Origin of the sequence: Paenarthrobacter sp. NPDC089714 (genome assembly GCF_044748905.1) — a bacterium.
GTDB lineage: Bacteria > Actinomycetota > Actinomycetes > Actinomycetales > Micrococcaceae > Arthrobacter.
The window spans coordinates 801,392-823,735 of record NZ_JBIVGX010000001.1 but is presented as its reverse complement, the minus strand read 5'-3'; the positions used below and the strand labels follow the sequence as shown (position 1 = coordinate 823,735).

Below are 22,344 nucleotides of genomic sequence, written 5' to 3'. Positions count from 1 at the left end.
GAACCGGTGTTCCTGTGCCTTGCTGAAGGCAGCATGTTTAGGCGGGCTTGGCGGCCAACATGCGCTCCAGCGCAACCTTGGCGTTGTCCTGCACGGTGTCGTCCACGGTGATGCGGTTGACGATGCGTCCCGCCACGAGTTCCTCAAGCACCCAGGCGAGGTAGCCGGGGTGGATGCGGTACATCGTGGAGCACGGGCAAATAACGGGGTCCAGGCAGAAGATGGTGTGCTGCGGGTTTTCCGCTGCCAGCCGGTTCACCATGTTGATCTCGGTGCCGATGGCGAACGTGGTGGGTTCGGTGGCGGCCGCGATGGCCTTCTTGATGAAGTCGGTGGACCCTGCGGAGTCTGCCGCGTCCACTACTTCCATAGGGCACTCGGGGTGCACGATCACGTTGACGCCCGGGTAATCCTGGCGCGCCTTCTCGATCTGGCCCACGTTGAAGCGCTTGTGGACGGAGCAGAATCCATGCCAGAGGATCACGCGGGAATCCAGCAGGGTCTGTTCGTCGTTACCGCCCAGTTCCTTGCGGGGGTTCCACATGGGCATCTGCTCCAGCGGCACGCCCAGGGCCTTCGCGGTGTTCCGGCCCAAGTGCTGGTCGGGGAAAAACAGGACGCGCTGGCCACGTTCGAACGCCCATTCCAGCACCACCTTGGCGTTCGAGGACGTGCAGACGATCCCGCCGTTGCGTCCGCAAAATGCCTTGAGGGCGGCAGAGGAGTTCATGTAGGTGACGGGAATGACCGGCACGCGTCCATCGGCATCGGTTTCCGTGCCGAAGATTTCCTCGAGTTGTTCCCAGCATTCCTCCACGGAATCCTCGTCGGCCATGTCCGCCATGGAGCAACCTGCTGCGAGGTTGGGCAGGATGACTGCCTGTTCGGGCGTGGAGAGGATGTCCGCGGTCTCTGCCATGAAGTGCACGCCGCAGAAGATGATGGCTTCGGCGTCAGGTTTGGTGAGGGCGGCGTTGGCGAGCTGGAAGGAGTCGCCCACGAAGTCCGCGTACTGGACCACTTCGTCGCGCTGGTAGAAGTGTCCCAGGATCACGGCGCGCTCCCCCAGGGCCTCCTTGGCCGCGCGGATTCGCTGGTCGAGTTCAGCCTCTGAGGCCCGCTTGTACTCCTCGGGAAGCTGCCCCTGTCGCGGCGTTGTCTTGGGGGCGACATCACTGCTGGAGGCGCCCGGACCGTAGGCGGGCATGCCCGCGAGGGACTCGGCGAGGTCGTACTCCCAGGGGCCCTTGGCAAGGGCCGGGCTGCAGGTTGCGCCCGCGCGGGACAGACCGTTCTCGGCTTCTTCGCGCGTGATCAGCTGGACGGCAGTGTTGACGCTGCTCATGGTGTACTCCTGTTATCTGGCCCGAGGCCGGGCGTGCCGGTGAAGCGGTAGAGGCGTGGCGGACGGTGTTTTCCGCCTTGCAGGTATTCACCGGTTTCTTCGATGTCCGGTGTGGCTTTGATTTGCCGGCGGAAGTTCGCCGGATCAAGCTGGCGGTCCAGGACGGCCTCGTAGACCTCGCGGACCTGCGCCAGGGTGAAGAATTCGCCCAGCAGGTGGTAGGCGATGGAACCGTAGGCCATTTTGTTGCGGAGACGCCACAGGGCGTAGTCCACAATCGCGTTGTGGTCGAAGGCGAGTTCCCCCAATCGGTCCGCCCGGAACCATTTCACGTTCTCCGATTCGTCGGCGAGCGCGGCCTGGGTGGGCTGCACCAGGGCCCAGTAAACGATCGAGACCACGCGCTGGCTGGGCGAGCGGTGCAAGCCCCCAAAGGCGTACAGCTGCTCAAGGTATTCGGGCACCAGGCCAGTGGTGTCGCGGAGGTTGCGGGACGCGGCATCCTGGAGGGATTCGTCATGGGCCAACGGTCCGCCGGGCAGGGCCCACTGGTCCTTGTACGGCTCGCGGATCCGCCGCACCAACGGCAGCCACAGCGTCGGGCGGCCTGTCTTTTCGCTGGGCCTCAGGGCGAAGATCACCGTGGATATGGCCAACGACGGCGGTGCGAGCCGCCGCTCGGCGACGTTGGCTGAGTTGACGTTCACGGCTTCACCTCGCTTCGTCGCCGCTGGAACCTTCCGTTCCGGATTAGTTAAAGTCAGATTGACTAGAACTAATGGTACGACTCGAAGGGCGAAGGGCAAAATGCTTTTCGTCACACAGGCTTCGCAGCAGACTCCATGAGCGGGAGGGTGCGTCCCTGGATGTGGCTGTTCAGCACGATCACCGAAGAACACCTGACCACGGATTTGGTGGCGATCATGGCGTCGAGGACCCGCTGCATATCCGGATTGGAGCGCGCGGCGATCCGCACCATGAGATCCGAGTTACCGGTGACGGTATGGACTTCGATGATCTCCGGGATGGCACTGAGGCCTTCGATGATGGCGTCATGGCCGATCTCCTGCGTAATGGTGACCGAGCAAAACGCCACCACCGGGAATCCGAAGTTTGCCGGGTCCGGCTGCGGCACCCACGAGCCGATGACGCCGTTCTCGATCATGCGGTCAATGCGGGATTGCACCGTTGCCCGCGCCACCTTCAGGACCCGCGACGCCTCCAGGACGGAGGATCGCGGCGAATCCGTGAAGAAACGTACAATTTTTGCATCAAGAGCATCGACCAGCATCAAAGTTCCTATCCCCGGGGAGCCTTACCCATCACATCGCCACAGCAAAAAGTGATGTATCTTACAAACTGCGAGAATTATTCCACGGCTCTTGCTGCGTCGTCGACGCCCCGCGCGCCCAGCCCACAAAGCAGGCACGCCAACACCCGTATGAAATCCATAGAAGGTAGACACGTATGACAACGAAGTCCATCGCGGCTCCTGCATCGACATCCGGCCTCGGCCACTCCCTGAAGCCACGCCAGCTCACCATGATGGGCCTGGGCAGCGCGATTGGAGCAGGACTTTTCCTCGGATCGGGCGCAGGTGTCCAAGCGGCCGGTCCGGCGGTCCTGGTTTCCTATCTCGTGGCCGGGACCCTGATCATCCTGGTGATGTGGGCCCTTGGCGAGATGGCGGCGGCCAACCCGAACAGCGGTGCCTTCTCCGTCTACGCCGAGAAGGCCATGGGCAAGACCGCCGGCGGCACCATCGGTTGGCTGTGGTGGCTGCAGTTGGTGGTGGTGATTGCGGCCGAAGCCCTAGGGGCCGCGGGACTCCTCTTCTCCGTCTGGCCGGTCATCCCGGTGTGGGTCCTCGCGCTGGTGTTCATGGTGGTCTTCACGGGCATCAACCTGGTGGGCGTGCGCAACTTCGGAGAGTTCGAGTTCTGGTTCGCCATCCTCAAGGTGGCCGCAATCGTCATCTTCCTGCTCATTGGCGCAGCGCTCCTCTTCGGTTGGCTGCCGAATGTCACCTCTCCGGGCCTCGCAAACTTCGGAAACTTCGCACCCCACGGCCTGGACGGCATCGCGGCAGCGCTCTTCGTGGTCATCTTCGCCTTCGGCGGCACCGAAATCGTCAGCGTCGCCGCAGCGGAAACGGAGAACCCCGCGCACAGTGTCGGCAAGGCCATCCGGACCGTCGTGTGGCGGATCCTGGTTTTCTACATCGGCTCGGTTTTCGTTATCGCAGCGATCCTGCCAGTGGGATCCGAAGGCCTGAAGTCTCCGTTTGCCGGTGTCCTGGACCTCGCGGGCATCCCCGGTGCCGGCGCAGCCATCACCCTCGTTGCGGTTGTTGCCCTGCTGTCAGCGCTGAACGCCAACCTTTACGGTGCGTCCCGCATGGTGTTCTCGCTCTCCGAGCGCGGCGAAGCGCCGCGCTTCCTGTCGCGGATCAACGGCTCCAAGGTGCCGGTTGCCGCCGTCGGGATTTCGGTTGCCTTCGGCTTCGTCGCCACGGTGCTGGAACTGCTGTTCCCGGACAAGGTTCTCCCGGCCCTCCTGAACCTGGTGGGCTCCACGTGCCTGGTGGTCTGGGGCACCGCGTTGGTTTCCCAGCTCATTCTTCGCCGCCGGGCAGACCGTGACGGCACGGAACTCCCCCTGCGCATGAAGGGCTTCCCGGCCCTGACCATCCTTGGTCTCGTCCTTCTGGGCATCATCTTCGCCGTTGGCTTCGCCAATCCGGAGAGCGCCGGCCAACTGTTCGGCACAGCGGTGTTGATCCTCGTGATCGCGCTCGGCTGCTACCTCAACGCCCGCGCCAAAGCGGGCCGGGTGGGTCATTCCGTCGAGTAGCCACTTGTCCAGCGAATAAAAGAGGCTCTTTGCAGTTTGTCCTGCAAAGGGCCTCTTTTTGTAGCCATTTTGTACAAACTGTTTGACCAAAACATAGCTGATTGCGCACCCATTGTTCTGGTGACTAGTGTCACAGCCATGACAACCACACCAGTGCTTGCCGCCGTCGAAGGAGACGAGGCACCGCTCACGCACCAGCAGTTGCGGGAGCTGTACACGCTCATGGCCGCTGTCCGCCACCTGGATACCGCTGCCGTCGCCTGGCAACGCCAGGGAATCATCCCTGGGTATGCGCCGGAACTGGGCCAGGAAGCCGCCCAGGTTGGCAGCGGCTACGCCGTGGACCGCTCCCGGGACTTCGTCTTCCCCACGTACCGCGAGATGGGCGTTGCCCGTGCCATGGGGTTGGACATGGTGGGCTACATGTCCACCCACAAAGCGACGTGGCACGGCGGAATGTACAACCCGCTCGAATCGCGCTTCGCCCCCATCCAGGCAGTCGTCGCAGGCTCTGTCCTCCACGCCGTGGGGTGGGCCCATGGCCAGACGTTGTCCGGGGAAAAGGGCGTGGCGCTGACCTACTTCGGCGACGGCGCCTCGTCCCAGGGCGACGTCCACGAGGCCATGAACTTTGCCGCGGTCATGAAGGCCCCGGTGGTGTTCTTCATCCAGAACAACGGCTGGGCCATTTCCGTGCCGACGGAGCGCCAGGTTGCCGGTGGTTCCGTGGCCGCACGCGCTGCCGGATACGGCATCCCCGCATTGCAGGTGGACGGGAACGACGTGGTGGCGGTCCACGAGGCCACTCGTTCGGCCTTGGCCCACTGCCGCGCGGGCAATGGCCCTGTGGTGATCGAAGCCATGACCTACCGCCGCGGTCCGCACTCCACGGCTGACGATCCCGGCCGCTACCGCACGCTGGACGAGGAACGGCTGGATGCCGGGGAAGACCCGCTTGCACGCTTCCGGCAGCAGCTGCTGGCCGACGGCGTGGCAGATCAATCCTTCTTCGACCTGGCCCAGCGCCAGGCAGACGAAGAAGAAGAGGCCATCCGAGCTGGCATCGAAGCCCTCGGACCCCGCCCCGGCGCTGAAATGTTCAGCCTGGTCTTCCAGGAACCCACCCCCGCCCTGCAATCCCAGGCCACCGCGTGGCGGAAGGAGTCCGACCATGTCTGAGACGCTCATGGAAACCAAAACCCGTGTTGAGCACTTGTCCATGCAGCAGGCCCTCAACCGGGCCTTGGACGACGTCCTCGCGGAAGATCCGAAGGCCGTCATCTTCGGCGAAGACTGCGGCAAACTGGGCGGCGTCTTCCGGATCACCGACGGCCTCCAGGCCAAGCACGGCGAAGACCGCGTGTTCGACACCCCCTTGGCCGAGTCCGGCATCCTCGGAATGTCCGTAGGCTTGGCCATGGCCGGCTTCCACCCCATCCCCGAGGTCCAATTCGACGGCTTCGCCTACCCGGCCATCAACCAAATCGTCTGCCAGATCGCCCGGATGAACTACCGCAGCCGTGGCGCGCTGCCCATGCCCATCACGCTCCGCGTTCCCAGCTTCGGCGGCATCCGCGCTCCCGAGCACCACGGCGAAAGCCTCGAAGCCCTGTTCGCGCATGTTCCGGGCCTCAAGGTTGTCTCACCGTCCACCCCGCACGACGCCTACCACCTCCTTAAGTACGCCGCTTCCCGGCCGGACCCGGTGATCTTCATGGAACCGAAGTCCCGCTACTGGCAGAAAGGACCCGTCGACGTCGCCACAGCGGTTCCCGCCGAAGAAACGAACGACGGCGGCAGCCTTACCGGGGCACGCGCAGCGCGGAGGGGACGGCACGTGACGCTCGTGGCCTGGGGCGCCATGGTGGCACGTTGCCTGCAGGTGGCCGAACTGGCCGCCGAAGACGGAATCGACGTCGAAGTCCTGGACCTGCGCTGGCTCAAACCCATCGATGCCGAAGCACTGGCTACCTCCGTTGCGAAGACGCGTCGCGCCGTCGTCGTCCATGAAGCGCCGCTGACCTCGGGCCTTGGCGCCGAAGTCGCCCAACTTATCACCCAGCAATGCTTCAACAGCCTGAAGGCGCCCGTGGAGCGCATCACCGGCTTTGATGTGCCCTACCCCTCCGGCGACCTGGAGGACGAATACCTGCCCACCATCGACCGCATCCTCTATGGGATCCAACGCGTACTGGAGTACCGCCGTGGCTGAAATTTCCTTCCCCCTCCCCGACCTCGGTGAGGGCCTCATCGAAGCAACCGTCCTGGAATGGCTCGTGGAGCCGGGCCAGCAGGTGGAACGGAACCAACCCCTGGTGGAGGTGGAAACCAGCAAGTCAGCCCTCGAGTTGCCCAGCCCCCAGGCGGGTAAAGTGGTGCGTATTCACGGCGAGCCGGGTGGGACCATCAACGTCGGCGAGCCGCTGATCGTGTTCGAGGTACCGGATGACACCGCCGGGATCGTGGGCACTGTTCCGAAGGACGAAGCACCCAAGCGCCGGGTCCGCCTGAGCGCCGTACTCGATGAGGACTGACATGATGACCGGCAGGCACACAGTGGAACAGCGGCACACCGTTGAAGGCACTGATCCCGAATTGTTCGTCGAAGTCCACGAACCTGCCACGGATGCCGGGTTGCGGCCCGTGCTGTTGATCCACGGATTCTCCTCCTCCAGCAAGCTGAACTGGGGCGACAGCGGCTGGATCACCACCCTCCAGGAAGCGGGCCGGCGGGTCATCACCGTAGATCTGCCCGGCCACGGCCGCAGCCACTCCCCCGAGGACCTGGACTCGTACACGCCCAGCCGGATCCGTGCCGACCTCCTCCAGATAGTGTTCGACGCCGGAGCGCGGCCGCTGCGGGACGGGAACCCTGCCAGCGGTTTGGACATCATCGGATACTCGCTGGGTTCGCGGTTGGCGTGGGAATTCGCCGCCACGCAGCCGGACCTGGTGCACCGTGTGGTGCTGGGCGGGCCCAGCGCCGCCGACCCGCTCGCCGCTTTCGACCTCCCGGCGGCCCAGCGGTACCTGGCCGACGGCACACCAATTGCAGACGAGTCCACAGATGGGCTGCTGAAAATGGCCCGGCTCCTGCCCAGCAACGACCTCTTCGCCATGTTGTCCCTCATCGAAGCCATCAAGGGAGAACCGTTCGACCCGGCAGAAGCCGCTCCCCACATCCCGCTCCTGCTGGTTGCCGGCGAAAAGGACGAGCGCGCGGCCAGTATGCCTCAACTGGCAGAACTGGCGGGGAAGCGCGGCGCCGCAGTGGAAACCCTGGTGGTTCCGGGCCGGACCCACACCAACGTCATCACCAGCCGCGCGTTCAAGGAAGCCGCCGTCCGGTTCCTGGGGGCCTGAGCGGTCTTGGCTGACAGGCCTACCGGGCCAGCCGCTCAGCGTTCAGGCTCATCCGCTCCAGGACACTGACGGCCATGGCGTATTCATCAATACCGATGCCCATGGACAAATCCAGGCGCGCCTCCTCCACCAGGCGTTGGGCTTGATGGAAGGTCTCCCGGCCGCGATCGCTGAGGGTAAGCCTGTCATCGATCATGGTGATCAGCCCCCGGCCAACCAGCGAGGCGAGCTCCCGTTCCCGCAACCGGACGTCCGTGCCCCAGAACGGGCTCAGGACCTCGTGCAGTTCGTCCGGCTTCATGGTCGTCTCGGACAGGGCGTTGAGCGTTTGCCACTGGCGTCGGCTCAGCTTGACCCGCGCAAGCGTACTGTCCAACTGCACTTCAAGGGCGGCATCGAGCCGCTTGATCCAATAACCGATGGGCTTGTTCACAAGGCCATGCTTCCAGTGTGACAATCCCCGGGCAAGGATGAACTGTAGGCTTGAACCAGCGCCGGACAACATGGGAATGGGAGCAAATGGGCATGCGTTTCAGGGACCGGGCTGAGGCCGGGCAACGCCTGGCCCAGGGACTCCCCCAGTTCAGGGAACGGCCGGACACCGTGGTGCTGGGCCTGGCCCGCGGCGGCGTGCCCATCGCCGCGGCGGCAGCAGCAGAACTGTATTTGCCCTTTGGCGCCGTCCTGGTGCGGAAGCTCGGCATCCCCGGCCGGGATGAGACGGCCTTTGGAGCCCTCGCCTGGTGCCAGGGAGATGTTGTCCGGATCGTCAACAGGCAGCTGAAATCGCTGCTCCTGACGCGAGGCATGTCCGAGTCCGCCCTCGATGCGGTGGAGGCCGCCGAACGCGCTGAACTCAGCCGTCGTGCCGCAGGATACCCAGGCATCAACCACCATCTGCGTGGCAAGAACGTCATCCTGGTGGACGACGGCCTGGCCACGGGCGCCACCATGCGGGCCGCCGTCGAATCCGTCCGCGCGGCAGGTGCCGCCGCTGTCGTCGCCGCAGTCCCTGTCGCATCCCTCGAAGCATCAACGTCGCTGTCCCGGGTGTGCGACGCCGTGTTCAGCCTGCACATCCCGGGCAAGTTCCACGCCGTGGGCGCCTTTTACCGGCACTTCGAGCAATTGACGGACGAGGATGTCATGGAATTGCTGAAGGGCACGGAAGGGCATTCCTAGCAACGCAGGAAGGGGCGCAGCTGGTGTGTCGGCTGCGCCCCCTGTTGCTGGTTTCGGCTAGTGGTGCGTGCTGAAGCCGAGCGGACGGCCCTTGGTTTCCTTGGCCAGGATCACTCCCACGGCGGAGATGACGCAGAGGGCCATGATGTAGATGCCTACCGAACCGGACCACTTGGTCTGGTCAAGGAGCAGTTGCGCAATGAAGGGCGCGAAGGCGCCGCCCAGGATCGCGCCCAGGGCGTAGCCGATGGAGATCCCGGAATAGCGGACCTGCGCCGGGAACATTTCGGCATACATCGCGGACATGGGTCCATAGGAGAGTCCGAGGCCGATCGTCAAAACGAACAGCCCCGTCCCGTAAAGCAGGATGTCTTTACTGTCGATCAACGCAAACATGGGAATCATCCAGACGAACACCAGGGCGTATCCCAGCAGGAACGTCTTGACGCGGCCAATCTTGTCCGAGAGCCAACCGCCCACCATGGTGAAGATGAGCCAACCGAAGGAAGCGATGGTGGTGGCCAGCAGGACTTGCGGCGCGGGCATCTTCAAGGCCTTGGTGGCGTAGGAGATGAAGAATGCGATCAGCAAATAGCCCGCGGCATTGTTGGCGATGAAGATCAGTGCGGCGAGGATTACTTCCTTCTTGTTCGAGCGGAACAAATCACCCAACGGCGCTTTGCTCTCCGCCTTGCGCTGGGCGATCTCCTTGAACACCGGGCTTTCACCGACCGCTCGCCGGATAAGGTAACCCACCACGATCAGCACCACGGAGAGCAGGAACGGAACGCGCCAGCCCCACGCGTTGAAGTCTTCCTTGGACATGCCCGACTGGAGGAAGAACAGCAGCCCGGTGGCGAGGATCATGCCGATCGGCACGCCGATCTGGGGATAGGCACCGAACAATCCCCGCTTTGGGACTGGCGCGTGCTCCACGGCCATCAGGGCCGCTCCGCCCCATTCACCACCGGCGGAGAACCCCTGGACGACGCGCAGGAAGATCAGGAGCACGGGAGCCCACAAGCCGATGGTTTCGTACGTCGGCAGCAGGCCGATCAGGGCGGTCGCAGCGCCCATCATCACCAGCGTCATGACCAGGACAGCCTTGCGGCCCATCCGGTCCCCCATATGGCCGGCCACGAATGCCCCCAGCGGCCGGAAGAGGAAACTGATGCCGATGGTGGCGAAGGAAAGGAGTTGCGCGACTCCGGGGTTGGACTTTTCCAGCGGCGTCAGGAACAGCGGCGACAACAGGGTGGCCGTGAGCTGGGCAAAGATGAAGAAGTCGTACCACTCGATAGTGGTTCCTACCAGGGTCCCGGCCAGGACGCGACGCTCTTCGCGCTTACTGCTGGGACCTGACAGGGAGTCGACAGAGGAAGTTGCGGTCATTGGAACTCCAGTGGGTGTGAGTGACTCGTCGGCGTGTGACTTGCATTAACCGACAGAACGGTCAGTTAGGAAACTGTACTACATACTGTGACCGAAAGCACAGAGCTTCCGGGACATAGGATTGGTGGCATGAGTTCCCGCAGCGACGTCAAAGGACCGACGGAGGCACCTACCCAGGCTCCGCCGTCGCAAACCCTCTCGCGGGGAATCCGCGCACTGGAGATCCTGGCGGCCGCCGATCGCCCCCTGACCATTGCCGAACTTGCCGAAGCACTGGGCGTGCACCGCTCCATCGCTTACCGCATCCTTCGCACCTTGGAGGACCACTCGCTCGTGTTCCGTGACGACTCCGGCCGGGTGCAGCCCGGGGCCGGACTCGCTGTCCTGGCCCGCGGCGTGTCGCGCAACCTACAGGCCGCAGCCCTCCCCGAACTCACGCAACTGGCCAACACGCTGCACATGACAGCCTTCGTTGCCGTGTGGGACCACCAGGAATGCGTCACCCTGGTCACGGTGGAACCCCGCCAATCCGGCGCGGCACTCGCCCAACACCCCGGAACCCGCCACCCCATCAGCACCGGCGCGCCGGGCATCGCCATCCAGTCGACCATGACCGAGGAGCGCTGGCAGCAGGTAGGACCAGGCCTGCCGTACCGGGCTGAAGCACACGAGGCCAAGCGCGTCGGCTACGCCACCAGCCACGACGAAGTCATTGCCGGGTTGTCTTCGCTGGCCGCCCCCATCCACGTTCCCGGCGGACGGCCGGCCGCGATCGCCGTCGTCTATATCCGGATGGACCAGGACGCGGACCACGTGGGGCAGGCACTCGCGGCAAGCGCTGCGCGGATCGAAAGCCAGCTCGCCTGAAGTCATTCCCTCCAGGCCAAGGAGTGTGCCCCAGCACACAAGACCGCGGCCCAAAGGATTTCGAATACTCATAAGAGGACAGGACCGCTTGGCCTGCCCTTGCAGAGTTTCGGAAGGAACCCCATGAGCGTGAATCTCCTTGACACGTCCAACTGGCTGCCGCTGGACGGCCTGGCCCCTGGCTTCGACGCCAACAAGGCACCGACAGTCCAGGACCTTGCAGGCCGCCACTTCACCGTCAATGGCGACGGCGGTCCCATGACGTTCAGCTTCGACGACGAAGAGGTGAACTGGGCAGCCGCAGGACAAGCCGGCACTGCGCAGTACGAAGCCTTCCTTGTGGCCGAACAGCTCTACTACGCACAGTGGCACAGCAGCGTGGAAACAGGGCTGGCGGTGTCCCTCATCCTGGACCTGTCCAACGGCCGGGCCCTCTACATCGGCGCCCTGCTGGGGCAAGCAACTCCCGGTACCACTGCGGTGGAGCACGATTTCCGGGCCGGCGTCCTTGAGGGTTACTCGACCGGCGGCGAACCGATCCAGGAAAGCACCGGCCTGATCGGTCGCCGCGTGGAATGGGTCTACAGCCCCGTCCACGCGTACGAACACGTCTATCTCAGCCCCACCTGGTACACGTGGCAGTGCCTGGCGGGTCCCGAACGCGGCCTGGCGGACACCGACTCCAACACCGTCTTCCAGGTCAGGCCGGGCATCTTCGTCTTCACGTGGCGCGAGAAGGTAATTCCGTGCGGTTCGGTGACCATCGCCGATCACCGCGATGTCAACGCCATCCGCTCCCACGGGAGCCTCTTCGGCTGGGACGAGTCCGGAGTGGCACCCGTCCACTTCACGTTCGGCGCCCATGGCCGGCTGGTCAGCGTCAGCCACCACAGCCCCGGGCTAAACCCCGCGCTCTAAAGCAGAAGGCGTCCCGGCAGGATCTGCCGGGACGCCTTCTTGTTGCGTTTTCAGCTCTCCGGGCTGCGTTATTTCAGCTTTCCGAACCGTGGCCGATCCGGGCGTAGAGCGCCGGCCGCGAGCGCCGCAGCCGCAAGCCCCAGATAATGCCAACCACACCCGGGAGCAGCACCACCAGCGGCAGGACAAAGGTGGCCGCCGTGGACTCCGTTTGTCCCAGAAGGACGTTGAAGTTGGCCAGGATCAGCACGAACACCACCGCCAGCAGGATGAACCCGAGTGTCGGTGCCACCACGCGGACCCACAGGCTGGCGCCGTGTGATTCCTTGCGGAAGAAGCCAATCACGGCGAGGGAGACGACCGTCATAAGCAGCACCAGCCCCATCGCTCCGCTGTTGGTCAACCAGGTGAACATGGTGAGCACGGGGTACAGTTCCCCGAGTTCGGAACCGCTCCCGGCGATGGCGAACGCAACGGTCACGACGACGGCGATCAGTGTCTGGGCCAGCGAACCGGCAAAGGGCGCTCCACTGCCGGGACGGACCGCAGCGAGGGCTGTGGGAATAACCTGCTCGCGGCCCAGGGAGAAGAAGTAGCGGGCGACGGCGTTGTGGAAGCTGACCAGGGCGGCGAAAAGGCTCGTGACGAAGAGGACCTGCGCGATGTCGCTGAGGAGGACGCCACCATTGGCGCCCAGGAAGGAGAAGATCATGTCCGGTCCGTTGGCAGTGGCGGTCTCAATCACGGCAGACGGCCCCGCGCCTACGGTCATGGCCCACGCGGACACGGCGTAGAAGAGGGCAATGATGGCGACGGCGGCAAACGTGGCCCGGGCTACGGTGCGCTTGGGGTCCTTGGATTCCTCGCCGTAGATGGCTGCCGATTCGAAGCCCATGAACGCCGCAATGCCGAAGGAAAGCACCGCTCCGATCCCCGGGACGAAGAGGCTCTCCGGAGTGAACGTCGCGGCGCTGACACCTTCCGGCGCAACGGCCAGGCTCATGATGTCGTACACAATGACCACCAGGAATTCGAGTGCCACGAGGATGCCCAGGACCTTCGCGGACAGGTCCACGCGGTTGACTCCGAGCCACCCAACGATGGCGATGCAGACAAGCACGGGAATCCACCACGGAACGCTGACGCCCAGCCGCGCGGAGAGCAACGAGGACACCGTGAAGCCGAAGAGCCCATAAATGCCCACCTGCATCAGGTTGTAGGCCATCAGCGCCACGAGCGAGGCGCCTACTCCGGCAGGCCGGGAGATGCCTTGGGCAATATAGGCGTAGAAGGCCCCGGCGTTGGTGACGTAGCGGCTCATGGCGGCGTACCCCACGGCGAAGAGGGCCAGGATCCCGCCGAGGATGAGGAAGGACAACGGCACGCCGGTGACGCCCGTTACCGCGAACGTGGTGGTCACGCCACCGGCCAGGACGGTGAGCGGCGCCGAGGCCGCGATGATCATGAACGTCACGGCCGGAACGCCCAGACGCCTCTTGGTGGTGACGGACCCGGCGGTCCGGCCTTTCACGGGGTTGTCCACGCTCATAAGTGTGCTCCTGCCTCGATACCGCGGGAGATGGCGCGGTAGGTGTGGGTCATCCCGCAATCTTCCACTGGACAGGCACTGCGTGACTTGTCTCACACGGCAAGGTGGTTGTCTGTCCACGCACGCCGCAGTGGCGCAGGGCCGCGGTGTAGAATCGTGGGCAAGCTCACGTCCGGTCTGCGGCATCCCTTGCCGGTACCCAGCGGCACGGCGGGCCATTGAAAGGGAGCTTGATGACCGTCGCGGCTGATACCGGGCCAGCTACCGTGCAAACCATCGTCGCGGATTCGTTCCAGGAATGGAGCCGGGCCATTTCGGCCTCCTTTGTGCCCTTGCTGGCCAAGGGACCGCGCGGGGCCACGTTCCATGGAGCCATGCGCGCCAGGGTCCTTGGCCAGATCTCCGTCGTGGAGGTCACTGCCGGACCCCACACCGTCCTGCGGACCCCCGAACTGATCGCCGGTTCCACCGGACGCTACTTCAAGCTCAGCATCCAACTCGCCGGTACCGGCCGTTTGGTCCAGGATGAGCGCGAGGCCGTGCTCAACCCGGGCGACCTTTCCATCTACGACACCTCCCGCCCGTACCAATTAACGTTCGACGACGACTTCCGCACGTTGGTGCTGATGTTCCCGCATGTGCTGCTGGACCTGCCGGCCGAAGCCATGGGCCATGTGACCGCCTTGCGGATCCCCGGCGACGAAGGCCTGGGCGAGCTGATCAGTCCCTTCCTGGTCCGCTTGGCCGACAATCTCGAGGCACTGTCCGGGACCAACGGACTTCGCCTGGTCCACAACGCCCTTGACCTGGTGACCACCCTCTTCAATGGCGAGTTGGACCACCTGATTGAAACGGGCCGCGATCCGCACCTGCTCCTGCTCGGCAGGATCCACGACTACATCGAAGCCAACCTCGGCGACCCGGAGCTTTCCCCTGGAACCATCGCTGCAGCCCACTACATCTCCACGCGGCACCTGCATGACCTGTTCCAGGAAATCGGGACCACCGTTGCTGCCTCCATCCGGCAGCGGCGCCTGGAACGCTGCCGGAGGGACCTGCTGGACCCGGTGCTGGCAGACCGGGCCGTGACCGCCATCGCAGCGCGGTGGGGGTTCACCGATGCAGCCCACTTCAGCCGGATCTTCCGGGCCGCTTTCGGGAACTCCCCCACCGGCTACCGCAGCAGCCACTGAGGTTCCGCCACCGCCGTCGAACCTTTCCGGCGGTTTCCCGCTAGGCAGCTGCGGTAGGCGCCGTCCCTTCATCGGCCAGTGCCGCCATCTCCTCCACCATGATTTTCAGCAGCCGGGCCTCCAACTCCGCGGCGGAAGGATCACCGGCGAGGTTCACCAGCTCACCGGGATCGGAATGGTGATCGTAAAGTTCCACCACGTCCGTGCCGAAGTAGCGCGTGAGGCGGCCCTGTTCGGTGATCACGGTCCGCATCCGCACGGGGCCCGGCAATCCCTCCAGGCCGAAGGGCTGCTCTTCCTCCACCAGCACAGCGTTCCGGTGCCGGTGGAGGCTGCCGTCCAGCAAGGGCACCAGGGACCTGCCCTGAATCCCCCGAAAGCCCGTTGACCCCGCGAGTTCGAGCAGGGTGGGTGCAAGGTCCGTACTGGAAACCAGGGCGTCCGTGCGTCCGGTGGCACCTCCTGGAACGTGCACCACCAGGGGAACATTGGTCACTGCCCGGTAGTGGACAAAGTGCTTCAGCATCAGCCCGTGGTCGCCGAACAGATCGCCGTGGTCGCTCGTGAAGACGATGACCGTGTCCTCCGCCAGGCCCTGCCGTTCGAGTTCGTCCAGGATCCGGCCAATGTGCTCGTCCATCATGGTGATCAGGCCGTACTGGGCGGCCGCGGCGTGCCTGTACTGTTCGGCAGTGGCGGCCCAGGTCATGGTGGGATCGGGATTCGGCGTGCCCCGGTGTTCGATCATGGTCCGGACATGGCCCGGTGAGCGCGCGTGGTCCTGATCGAAGCCCAAGGGCAACGGCACGTCGTCGGGATCGTACAGGTCCGAGTACCCCGCCGGCGGAGAGAACGGGTGGTGCGGGTCCGGAAAGGAAACGAACATGAAGAAGGGCTGGTCCTGGCCGGCAGCGTCCTTGAGGTGTTCAATGGCCTTCTCGCTGACGTAGCTTGTGGCATGGGCTTCGGCCGGGATGGCCGTTTGGTACACCTGGTCCCAGCCGGTGAAGGTGCTGGCGGACTGTTCCGGCCCGCCCAGAGCCTCCGGGTCCACACCACGCTCGCGGGCCCAGTGCACGTAATGGCCACCCGGACGGTCGCCATGGCCGATCACCAGGTCAACATGCTGGTACCCGTAGTAGTCGGCGGGCAGCGCGATGAAGCGCTCATCATGGGCTGCGCGGTTCTCCCATTGATCCCAGCCCGGCACCATGTTGCGGGTGTGGGCGTCACCCACCGCCTTGTCCAGGAGCAATGGATCCGTCCGGCGGATTTCCTCCGCCTGGTGCGGTTCAAACTCCCAGCCCATGTTCTGGTGGTGCAGTTTGCCAACTCCAATGGTCCGGTATCCGCCAGAGGCCAGGGACCCCGGCACGGTTTGCGTCAGGGGGTCCAGGGTAATGCCGTTGCAGCGGGTTCCGTGGGCCGATGGCCAGCGCCCGGTCATGAGGCTGGCCCGGTTGGGCATGCACGTGGGGTTGGCCACTGTGGCATGGGTGAACACCATGCTCTTGGCTGCGAGCGCATCAAGGTTGGGCGTTCGGACCGTGCCGTTTCCGCCGAAGCCGAGGTGGTCCGCCCTGAGCTGGTCCGCAATGAAGAACAGCACGTTGGGCCGGCGCCGGGATCCATCCGGTGTGCCGGCACTCATGCGGGCCTCTTGATCATGGACAGCACCTCGGTGCGCTGCTGGGCAAACGCCGGCAGCGAGCGCGTGGTGATCTGCTCCCGCGGAGCCGGCAGGTCGACGTCGACAATTTTATGCACCCGCGCCGGACGGGATCCGAGGACCACTACGCGGTCGGCCAAGTACACGGCCTCGTCGATGTCGTGTGTGACCACCAGGATGGTCATCCCGAAGTCGCGCCGGATTTTCAGGCACAGGTCTTCCAGGTCGAACCTGGTTTGCGCGTCAACCGAGGCGAACGGTTCATCCATGATGAGGATTTCCGGGCGGTAAGCCAGGGCCCTGGCAATCGCCACGCGCTGCTGCATGCCACCGGACAGCTGCCACGGGTACTGGTTGTGGGCATGGGAAAGCCCGACGGCGGCCAGCGCACTGTCACAGCGCTCCTTCAGTTCCGCTGCGGGCAATTTGAGGTGCTTCAGCGGCAGCACGATGTTCTTGCGGACGGTCAACCATGGCATCAGCGAGCGGTTGTAGTCCTGGAACACCAGTGCCATCTCCGGCGGTGGTCCGTCAATGGTCCGCCCGTCGATGGCGGCGCGGCCGCTGCTGGCAGGGTGGAGGCCGGCCAGGCACTTGAGCAGCGTTGTTTTGCCGACGCCCGAGGGCCCGACGATGCAGACGATCTCGCCGGCATCCACCGTGAAGGTGAGGTCTTCGATGACCGTGCGGGCCTTCTCGCCGCTGCCGTAGGTTTTGGCGAGGTGGGAAACATCCAGCCGCGGTACAGCAGAAGCATTCTGCTGCTGGCTGGCTTCTGGCTGCCGGGTGGCTTCTGGTTGCTGCTGCATGGCTGACTTTCTGTTCTGGAGGGGAAGCGTAAGTGACTGCCGGTTGCTCATGCGGCACGCGCCATGGCCCGGGAACCGATGTACCAGGACAGGACCCGGCGCTTGATGAGCGCAAACACCACATTGACCAGGAACCCGATAACGCCAAGGAGCAGGATTCCGGCCCACATATCGGCGGTCATGAAGCTTTGCTGGGCGAGGAGGGTCATGGCACCGATGCCTTGGGAGCTGCCCAGCATTTCGCTGGCGATCATGACGATGAACGCCACTTGCAGGCTCACCTGGAGTCCGGAGAAGATCTGCGGCGCGGCTGCGGGCAGGAGGACGTTGACCAGTCGCTCCTTGCGGGTCAACCTGTAGACGCGGGCCACATCCTTCAGGTCGCTCCCCACTCCACGGATGCCGTCCACAGTGGCGATCATGGTGGGGAACAGTGCGGCCAACGCGATGCTGGTGACGCGCATCTGGGTACCGAAGCCGATCAGCGAAATGAAAATCGGTACCAGGGCGACGGGCGGGATGCCCCGCAGGAAGTGGATCAGGGGATCCACCATCCAGCGCACCTGCGGGACCAGCGCCGTGGCAAATCCCAAGGCAACCCCGCCTGCGGCTGCAATCAGGAAACCGATAAACAGGTTGCCCAGGCTCAGCAGGACATCCGACTGGAAGTGGTCGAAGAGCCACAATTGCTGGAACCGCACCAGGATGTCCTGCAGGGGCGGAAAGAACGGGTCGATCGAGCCGGCGGACAGGAACCACCATGCCAGCAGCAGGAGCACCGGAGTGCCCGCTCCGATCAACCAGTTTCGAAGCGTCAGGGATTTCATCAGGGCACCACTTCCCGGTAGGACTCATGCCAGTGCAGGACCCGGCGTTCCGCCAGCCTGGTGGCACCTTGGAACAACAAACCGAGGATGCCCAGGACGATCACCAGCGCGTACAACGTGGCGTAGTCCCCGGCGGCCTGGGCCTGGTAGATGCTCTGGCCCAGTCCCGGGCCGCCGCCAAGAAGCCCTGCGACCACCGTGACCACCAGGGCTGCGGGAGCCGCCACGCGCATGGCCGTTCCTATGTAGGGCAAGGCGCTGGGCAGGACCACGCGGAAAAGGATTTCGGTTCCGGACATTCCGTAACTGCGGGCAGTATCGCGGGCCACCGGATCGGTGCCCTGCACCCCATCGACGGTCTGCATGACGATCGGCAGGAAGCAGCCGAACACCACCAGGAACAGGGACATTTGGGCTGTGGGGCCCAGGACCAGCACAGCCAGCGGCAAGACCACGATCGGTGGCACGGGCTTGAGGAACTCAAGGACCGCCAGGGTGGCGTAGCGGATGGTCTCGAAACTGCCCACGAGCAGTCCGAGGATGACGCCGGCTACGGCTGAGACGGCAAGGGCGAAGAGTGCTATCCCCACCGTTGATCCAAGGGCGGACCAGAAGGTTCCCGTGCCGAGTATCCCTGCCAGCATTCCGAAGACCGTCGTGGCCTGCGGCAAAGCGCTGCCGGCCACCTTGGCCGTTGCCAGGACTTGCCACACAACCAACGCTGCGGCAATACCGGCCGCGCTGTAGGCCAAGGGGCGCATTGACGTTTTCATGGTGAGTCTCCCGTTGCCACGCCGGACCTACTTACCAAAGATGAGGTCGCCCGGCAGCTTTACCGGGGCGCTGAGGAAGCCGAGGTCGGCAAGGTTGGTGTTGGCACGCTCGATGTCCTCCATGCGGACCTCTTCCGGCCAGTAGTTGACGGCACCGGACTTCACCACGTCCAAGGGAGTCTTGGTGATCTCTGCGCTGAGCTGCTGGGCTTCGTCTGTGTGGCCGTTGGCGTAGGCGTTGGCCTTGTAGATGGCGGCCTTGAAGCCTTCCAGGGCTTTTTGCTTGCCCTTGACGGTGTTCGCCCCGGAAACCCAGAGGCCGATAGCCCCTTCCTCGAAGAACTTGACGCCGGGCGATGCCAGGAGGCGGTTGCCCTCGGAGACGGCCTTGGACGTAAAGGGCGCCACGAGCGAGGCTGCGTCAACCCGGCCGGAGTTCAGGGACTGAAGCGCGGAGGAAGGATCAAGGACCATCCAGTTCACTTTGGCGGGGTCGCCGCCGTCGTCCTTGATGAGCTTGCTGACCGTGACCTCAAGCTGCGCCTTGCGGGCCGGAACGCTGACGTTCTTGCCTTCCAGGTCCTTGGGCCGGGAAATGCCGGAGGCCTTCTGCACCAGGAGACCGGTGTCATCCACCCGGTTCAGCTCGGCGCCCTCGCTGGCTCCGTCCTTGTATCCATCGGCGGCAGCCACCACCTTGAGGGGCACATTCTGGCTCAGGGCGTTGAGCATCGGGATTGACGGCGTGTAGGTGAGGTCGAGCTGGCCGCTTTGGGCAGCAGCGATGCCGGCGGGTGGGTTGGCAATGACAGAGAGCTCCACGTTGAGCCCCTGTTCCTTGAAGTAGCCCTTGTCGATGGCGAGCTTGATCCCGGCGTCGGAACCAATGCCTATGGTCCCCACCTTGAGCGTGGTGGTGCCATCGGCCGCAGCGGTTGCCGACGGACCGGACGAGGTGCCACAGGCAGCCAGGGACATGGAGAGCAGGGCGGCCAAAGCCAACGGAAGAGTGCGTTTCATGGGGATGCTCCTTGGGTTACGAACGGTTGGAAGAACTGGAGAATTGCTCAGAACCGGTGTCTGAAGAGGTGGACTGGTGAACGATGCGCCCGCCCGCCACGGTGAGCCTGGTCCCGGAGTGGAGGAGCGCTTCGATCTCCTCGTCCTCCGGCCAGGGACGGGACAAGAGGCAAAGGTCTGCCGCCATTCCCGGCAACAGCGAGCCTTTGAAATGTTCCGCGTGGTCCTGCCAGGCCGCTTTGCCGGTCATGGAGGCAAGGGCCTGCAGTCCGGTGATCCGTTCGGGGTCGGCAGGATCGCCGGGGGTGGACGCCGTTCCCCTTCGAACGGCGGCCACGATGGTGCGCCGCCAGTCGGGGCTGGTCACGGGCGCATCCGAGGCCAGGTTGAACTGCACGCCGGCATGGAGGGCAGAGCGGAGGGGTTGGTGGCGGGTAAAGCGCTCCTCGCCCAGGACGGTGCGCATGATGTCCCCCGCCTCGGACCGGATCAGCGGGTTGGTGCTGTAGCCAATGCCGTGGTCCGCCATGGTGGAGAGGACGCCGGAGTCGCTGAAGGACCCGTGGATGACGTAGTGCCTGGCACCCCCGGCACGGTTTCCTGCAGCGAGGATGGCTTCCACTGCGGCGCCGGTAGCGGCGTCGCCCGTGGCATGGATACCGGCTTGAAGGCCTGCCGTGTCGATCAGCCGCAGGATCCGGTGGAGTTCGGCCACCCTCTCGGCGTCAGTGCCGCCCTGGATCACCAGGCGTCCGTGGGTGCAGGCCTTTCCGTAGGGTTCGGTCATCCAGGCCGTGCCGCTGCGCGGAATACCGTCGGCGAAGACTTTGACGCCGGCTATCCGCAACTGGCGGGGGTCGATTCCCCTGGCCGAGTAGGCATCGGCAAGGCCGCTGCCCAAGCCCTCTTCCACCGCGTGGGCGGTAGCACCGCCCGTCCCCGCGAACAGCATGAGGACGTTGATCCGCAAAGTGAGCAGGTCCTCCCCGGCGAGGTCGCCCAGCAAGCCGAGGGCCGCCGTCGAGCCGGCCCCGTCCATGAGTCCGGCACTGGCGGGACCGAGTCCGGGATCCGTGAGGGACGTAATGCCCAGGGAGTGCAGGTGTTCCTGCAGGCGCAGCAACGCGGGCCGGAGGGTTTCCTCGGGAACAGGTGGCAGGGCGCGGGAGATGAGTTCCATGGCCCCGTCCTGAAACAGTCCGGTGGGGTTACCGTCCCGACCGCGAACCACCACGCCGCCGTCGACGTCCGCAGTGGCGGCGGTGACTCCGGCCAGTTGCATTGCTTCGTGGTTGGCCAGCAGTTGGTGGCCGGTTTGGTCGAACGCCACCACGGGCGTCCCGGGCCGGGATTCAAGCAACTGCCCGACGGCGGGTCCCAGCGCCACTTCATCCCACCCGTGGGCGCGGATCCAGCCGTCGGCACCCACGGGTGCAGACTCGATGACCTTGACGACGGCGGACCAGTCGGGTGCCGCCGCTGCGTCCAGGCGGACGTAACCATAGGAGGCCATGGCCGCGGAGACGAAGTGGAGGTGTGCGTCGTTGATGCCGGGAATCACTGCTCCGCCGGCAGCATCGACCGTCACTGTGCCAGGACCGGTCATGGCATCGACGTCTTCGCGTCCCAGCGCTGCCACCAGGCCGTTTCTGACGGCAACAGAGTCGGTCAGGCTTCCGGGATCGCTGGGGTCCATGGTGTGGACCTCCGCATTGATGATCACCAGATCGGCGAATTCTTGCATCGGGTCTCCTCAGGTTTCTGCAGCCACGAAATGTGATGCAGGCAACGTTCCTGAAAGAAGTATGTCGCTTGACTAGGTCATTTGACTAGGTTTTCGGCTAAAGTTTCTTTTGGAGGTCATTTCCACCCTCCCCGGCGGCGCCGAAAGCGGGCCCGGGCGGACACCGCCTAGGATCGATGGGACCGGCTGTTGGCATGACCGGTCAGAACATGAGGAGAGGGGCCGAGCATGGCCAGGGTTCCCGCCGAGGAACGGCGACTGCAGTTCGTGGAGGCAGCGGCACGGGTCATCGCCCAGGACGGGCTCGCGTCAGCGACCACGCGGCGGATTGCCAGTGAGGCAGATGCCCCACTGGCAGCGCTCCACTATTGCTTCCGCAACAAGGACGAACTCCTCGAAGAGGTCTACAACTTCCTGAGCAGGGACTACGCCAAGGCCCTGGAACCCGTGGCAGACCCCGGCCTGGGACTGCGCCCCATGATCGCCGCCCATGCCAGGCGCATCTGGAGCCGCATGCTGGAAAACCCGCATGAGCAGGTGACTACCTTCGAACTGCTCCTCAGGCGGTACCGCGTAGAGGCTGTGGACCAGCCCCAGGCACTGCTCATGAACCGTTCAATGTACGACGGCTGGGTCAACTCCACCCTGGAGCTGTTCCGCAACGCAGCGCAGGCGTCCGGCGAGCCGCTCCCCCACAACCTGGAAGACGTCACCCGGTTGTTCATCTCAGGCATCGACGGCATCAGCATGCAACACCTGGCGGACCCCGATGAGGACCGTTCGCTGCGGCTGGTGGAACTCATGGCCCGGTCGTTGGCGGCCGGCCTGGACTACAGCTGA

General features: G+C 64.7%; 22 protein-coding genes. 10 read left to right on the top strand and 12 right to left on the bottom strand.

What is annotated here, in order from left to right; genetic code table 11:
- Window positions 1-37: 37 nt before the first annotated feature.
- The 3 genes from nadA to ACIPY3_RS03990 all read right to left on the bottom strand — a co-directional run bounded on the left by nadA (window position 38) and on the right by ACIPY3_RS03990 (window position 2,636).
- Window positions 38-1,345 carry a quinolinate synthase NadA gene (gene nadA / locus ACIPY3_RS04000; RefSeq protein ID WP_400330332.1) on the bottom strand — a complete coding sequence of 436 codons (1,308 nt, stop codon included), beginning with the start codon at window positions 1,343-1,345 and terminating at the stop codon, window positions 38-40.
- Window positions 1,342-2,052, bottom strand: a complete 711-nt coding sequence (locus ACIPY3_RS03995) for an NrtR DNA-binding winged helix domain-containing protein (protein ID WP_400330330.1) — start codon at window positions 2,050-2,052, stop codon at window positions 1,342-1,344. Before ACIPY3_RS03995 ends, nadA begins: the two co-directional genes overlap by 4 nt.
- A 110-nt stretch (window positions 2,053-2,162) precedes the next feature.
- Window positions 2,163-2,636 (bottom strand): Lrp/AsnC family transcriptional regulator, encoded by a 474-nt coding sequence (locus ACIPY3_RS03990; protein ID WP_397322473.1) that lies wholly within the window; start codon window positions 2,634-2,636, stop codon window positions 2,163-2,165.
- A gap of 176 nt (window positions 2,637-2,812) precedes the next feature.
- On the opposite strand from ACIPY3_RS03990, the gene ACIPY3_RS03985 reads away from it, so the two are divergent.
- The 5 genes from ACIPY3_RS03985 to ACIPY3_RS03965 all read left to right on the top strand — a co-directional run bounded on the left by ACIPY3_RS03985 (window position 2,813) and on the right by ACIPY3_RS03965 (window position 7,561).
- The gene (locus ACIPY3_RS03985; RefSeq protein WP_400330327.1) at window positions 2,813-4,198 is read left to right on the top strand and encodes an amino acid permease; all 1,386 of its coding nucleotides are present in this window, start codon (window positions 2,813-2,815) and stop codon (window positions 4,196-4,198) included.
- Between the two features lie 138 nt (window positions 4,199-4,336).
- Complete coding sequence (locus ACIPY3_RS03980) at window positions 4,337-5,377, top strand: thiamine pyrophosphate-dependent dehydrogenase E1 component subunit alpha (protein WP_400330324.1); 1,041 nt, start codon at window positions 4,337-4,339, stop codon at window positions 5,375-5,377.
- Window positions 5,370-6,410, top strand: a complete 1,041-nt coding sequence (locus tag ACIPY3_RS03975; RefSeq protein ID WP_400330321.1) for an alpha-ketoacid dehydrogenase subunit beta — start codon at window positions 5,370-5,372, stop codon at window positions 6,408-6,410. The genes ACIPY3_RS03980 and ACIPY3_RS03975 overlap by 8 nt, the downstream gene beginning before the upstream one ends.
- Complete coding sequence (locus tag ACIPY3_RS03970; RefSeq protein WP_400269037.1) at window positions 6,403-6,732, top strand: biotin/lipoyl-containing protein; 330 nt, start codon at window positions 6,403-6,405, stop codon at window positions 6,730-6,732. Before ACIPY3_RS03975 ends, ACIPY3_RS03970 begins: the two co-directional genes overlap by 8 nt.
- Before the next feature lie 4 nt (window positions 6,733-6,736).
- On the top strand, window positions 6,737-7,561 hold the full coding sequence (locus tag ACIPY3_RS03965) for an alpha/beta fold hydrolase (protein ID WP_400330635.1): 825 nt from the start codon (window positions 6,737-6,739) through the stop codon (window positions 7,559-7,561).
- Between the two features lie 19 nt (window positions 7,562-7,580).
- On the opposite strand, the gene ACIPY3_RS03960 is transcribed toward ACIPY3_RS03965, so the two are convergent.
- A complete protein-coding gene (locus tag ACIPY3_RS03960; RefSeq protein ID WP_400330318.1) occupies window positions 7,581-7,994 on the bottom strand; it encodes a MarR family transcriptional regulator in 414 nt (137 codons plus the stop codon).
- An 86-nt stretch (window positions 7,995-8,080) separates the two neighbouring features.
- On the opposite strand from ACIPY3_RS03960, the gene ACIPY3_RS03955 reads away from it, so the two are divergent.
- On the top strand, window positions 8,081-8,743 hold the full coding sequence (locus ACIPY3_RS03955) for a phosphoribosyltransferase (protein WP_400330632.1): 663 nt from the start codon (window positions 8,081-8,083) through the stop codon (window positions 8,741-8,743).
- Between the two features lie 57 nt (window positions 8,744-8,800).
- On the opposite strand, the gene ACIPY3_RS03950 is transcribed toward ACIPY3_RS03955, so the two are convergent.
- Entirely contained in the window at window positions 8,801-10,135 is a 1,335-nt protein-coding gene (locus ACIPY3_RS03950; RefSeq protein WP_400330316.1) for an MFS transporter, read from the bottom strand.
- A gap of 129 nt (window positions 10,136-10,264) precedes the next feature.
- On the opposite strand from ACIPY3_RS03950, the gene ACIPY3_RS03945 reads away from it, so the two are divergent.
- A complete protein-coding gene (locus ACIPY3_RS03945; RefSeq protein WP_400330314.1) occupies window positions 10,265-11,002 on the top strand; it encodes an IclR family transcriptional regulator in 738 nt (245 codons plus the stop codon).
- Window positions 11,003-11,125: 123 nt separating this feature from the next.
- Complete coding sequence (locus tag ACIPY3_RS03940; RefSeq protein WP_400330312.1) at window positions 11,126-11,920, top strand: MoaF C-terminal domain-containing protein; 795 nt, start codon at window positions 11,126-11,128, stop codon at window positions 11,918-11,920.
- 73 nt (window positions 11,921-11,993) lie between these two features.
- Here the strand turns inward: ACIPY3_RS03940 and ACIPY3_RS03935 are convergent, their stop codons facing one another.
- Entirely contained in the window at window positions 11,994-13,469 is a 1,476-nt protein-coding gene (locus ACIPY3_RS03935; RefSeq protein WP_400330310.1) for an APC family permease, read from the bottom strand.
- 233 nt (window positions 13,470-13,702) lie between these two features.
- Between ACIPY3_RS03935 and ACIPY3_RS03930 the strand changes: the two genes are divergently transcribed.
- Window positions 13,703-14,662, top strand: coding sequence for a helix-turn-helix domain-containing protein (locus ACIPY3_RS03930; RefSeq protein WP_400330308.1), 960 nt, complete (start codon window positions 13,703-13,705; stop codon window positions 14,660-14,662).
- Window positions 14,663-14,702: 40 nt separating this feature from the next.
- Here the strand turns inward: ACIPY3_RS03930 and ACIPY3_RS03925 are convergent, their stop codons facing one another.
- Genes ACIPY3_RS03925 through ACIPY3_RS03900 form a run of 6 tightly spaced genes read right to left on the bottom strand, consistent with a single transcriptional unit; the run spans window position 14,703 to window position 21,504 of the window.
- The gene (locus tag ACIPY3_RS03925) at window positions 14,703-16,313 is read right to left on the bottom strand and encodes a sulfatase-like hydrolase/transferase (protein WP_400330306.1); all 1,611 of its coding nucleotides are present in this window, start codon (window positions 16,311-16,313) and stop codon (window positions 14,703-14,705) included.
- A complete protein-coding gene (locus ACIPY3_RS03920; protein ID WP_400330304.1) occupies window positions 16,310-17,191 on the bottom strand; it encodes an ABC transporter ATP-binding protein in 882 nt (293 codons plus the stop codon). Before ACIPY3_RS03920 ends, ACIPY3_RS03925 begins: the two co-directional genes overlap by 4 nt.
- Window positions 17,188-17,967, bottom strand: coding sequence for an ABC transporter permease (locus ACIPY3_RS03915; RefSeq protein ID WP_400330302.1), 780 nt, complete (start codon window positions 17,965-17,967; stop codon window positions 17,188-17,190). The genes ACIPY3_RS03920 and ACIPY3_RS03915 overlap by 4 nt, the downstream gene beginning before the upstream one ends.
- Window positions 17,967-18,740: an ABC transporter permease gene (locus ACIPY3_RS03910; RefSeq protein ID WP_400330300.1), complete on the bottom strand. Its 774-nt coding sequence runs from the start codon at window positions 18,738-18,740 to the stop codon at window positions 17,967-17,969. The genes ACIPY3_RS03915 and ACIPY3_RS03910 overlap by 1 nt, the downstream gene beginning before the upstream one ends.
- A 27-nt stretch (window positions 18,741-18,767) precedes the next feature.
- Entirely contained in the window at window positions 18,768-19,760 is a 993-nt protein-coding gene (locus tag ACIPY3_RS03905) for an ABC transporter substrate-binding protein (protein ID WP_400330298.1), read from the bottom strand.
- A 16-nt stretch (window positions 19,761-19,776) separates the two neighbouring features.
- Window positions 19,777-21,504 carry an amidohydrolase gene (locus ACIPY3_RS03900; RefSeq protein WP_400330296.1) on the bottom strand — a complete coding sequence of 576 codons (1,728 nt, stop codon included), beginning with the start codon at window positions 21,502-21,504 and terminating at the stop codon, window positions 19,777-19,779.
- A gap of 228 nt (window positions 21,505-21,732) precedes the next feature.
- On the opposite strand from ACIPY3_RS03900, the gene ACIPY3_RS03895 reads away from it, so the two are divergent.
- Window positions 21,733-22,344 (top strand): TetR/AcrR family transcriptional regulator, encoded by a 612-nt coding sequence (locus ACIPY3_RS03895; protein ID WP_400330293.1) that lies wholly within the window; start codon window positions 21,733-21,735, stop codon window positions 22,342-22,344.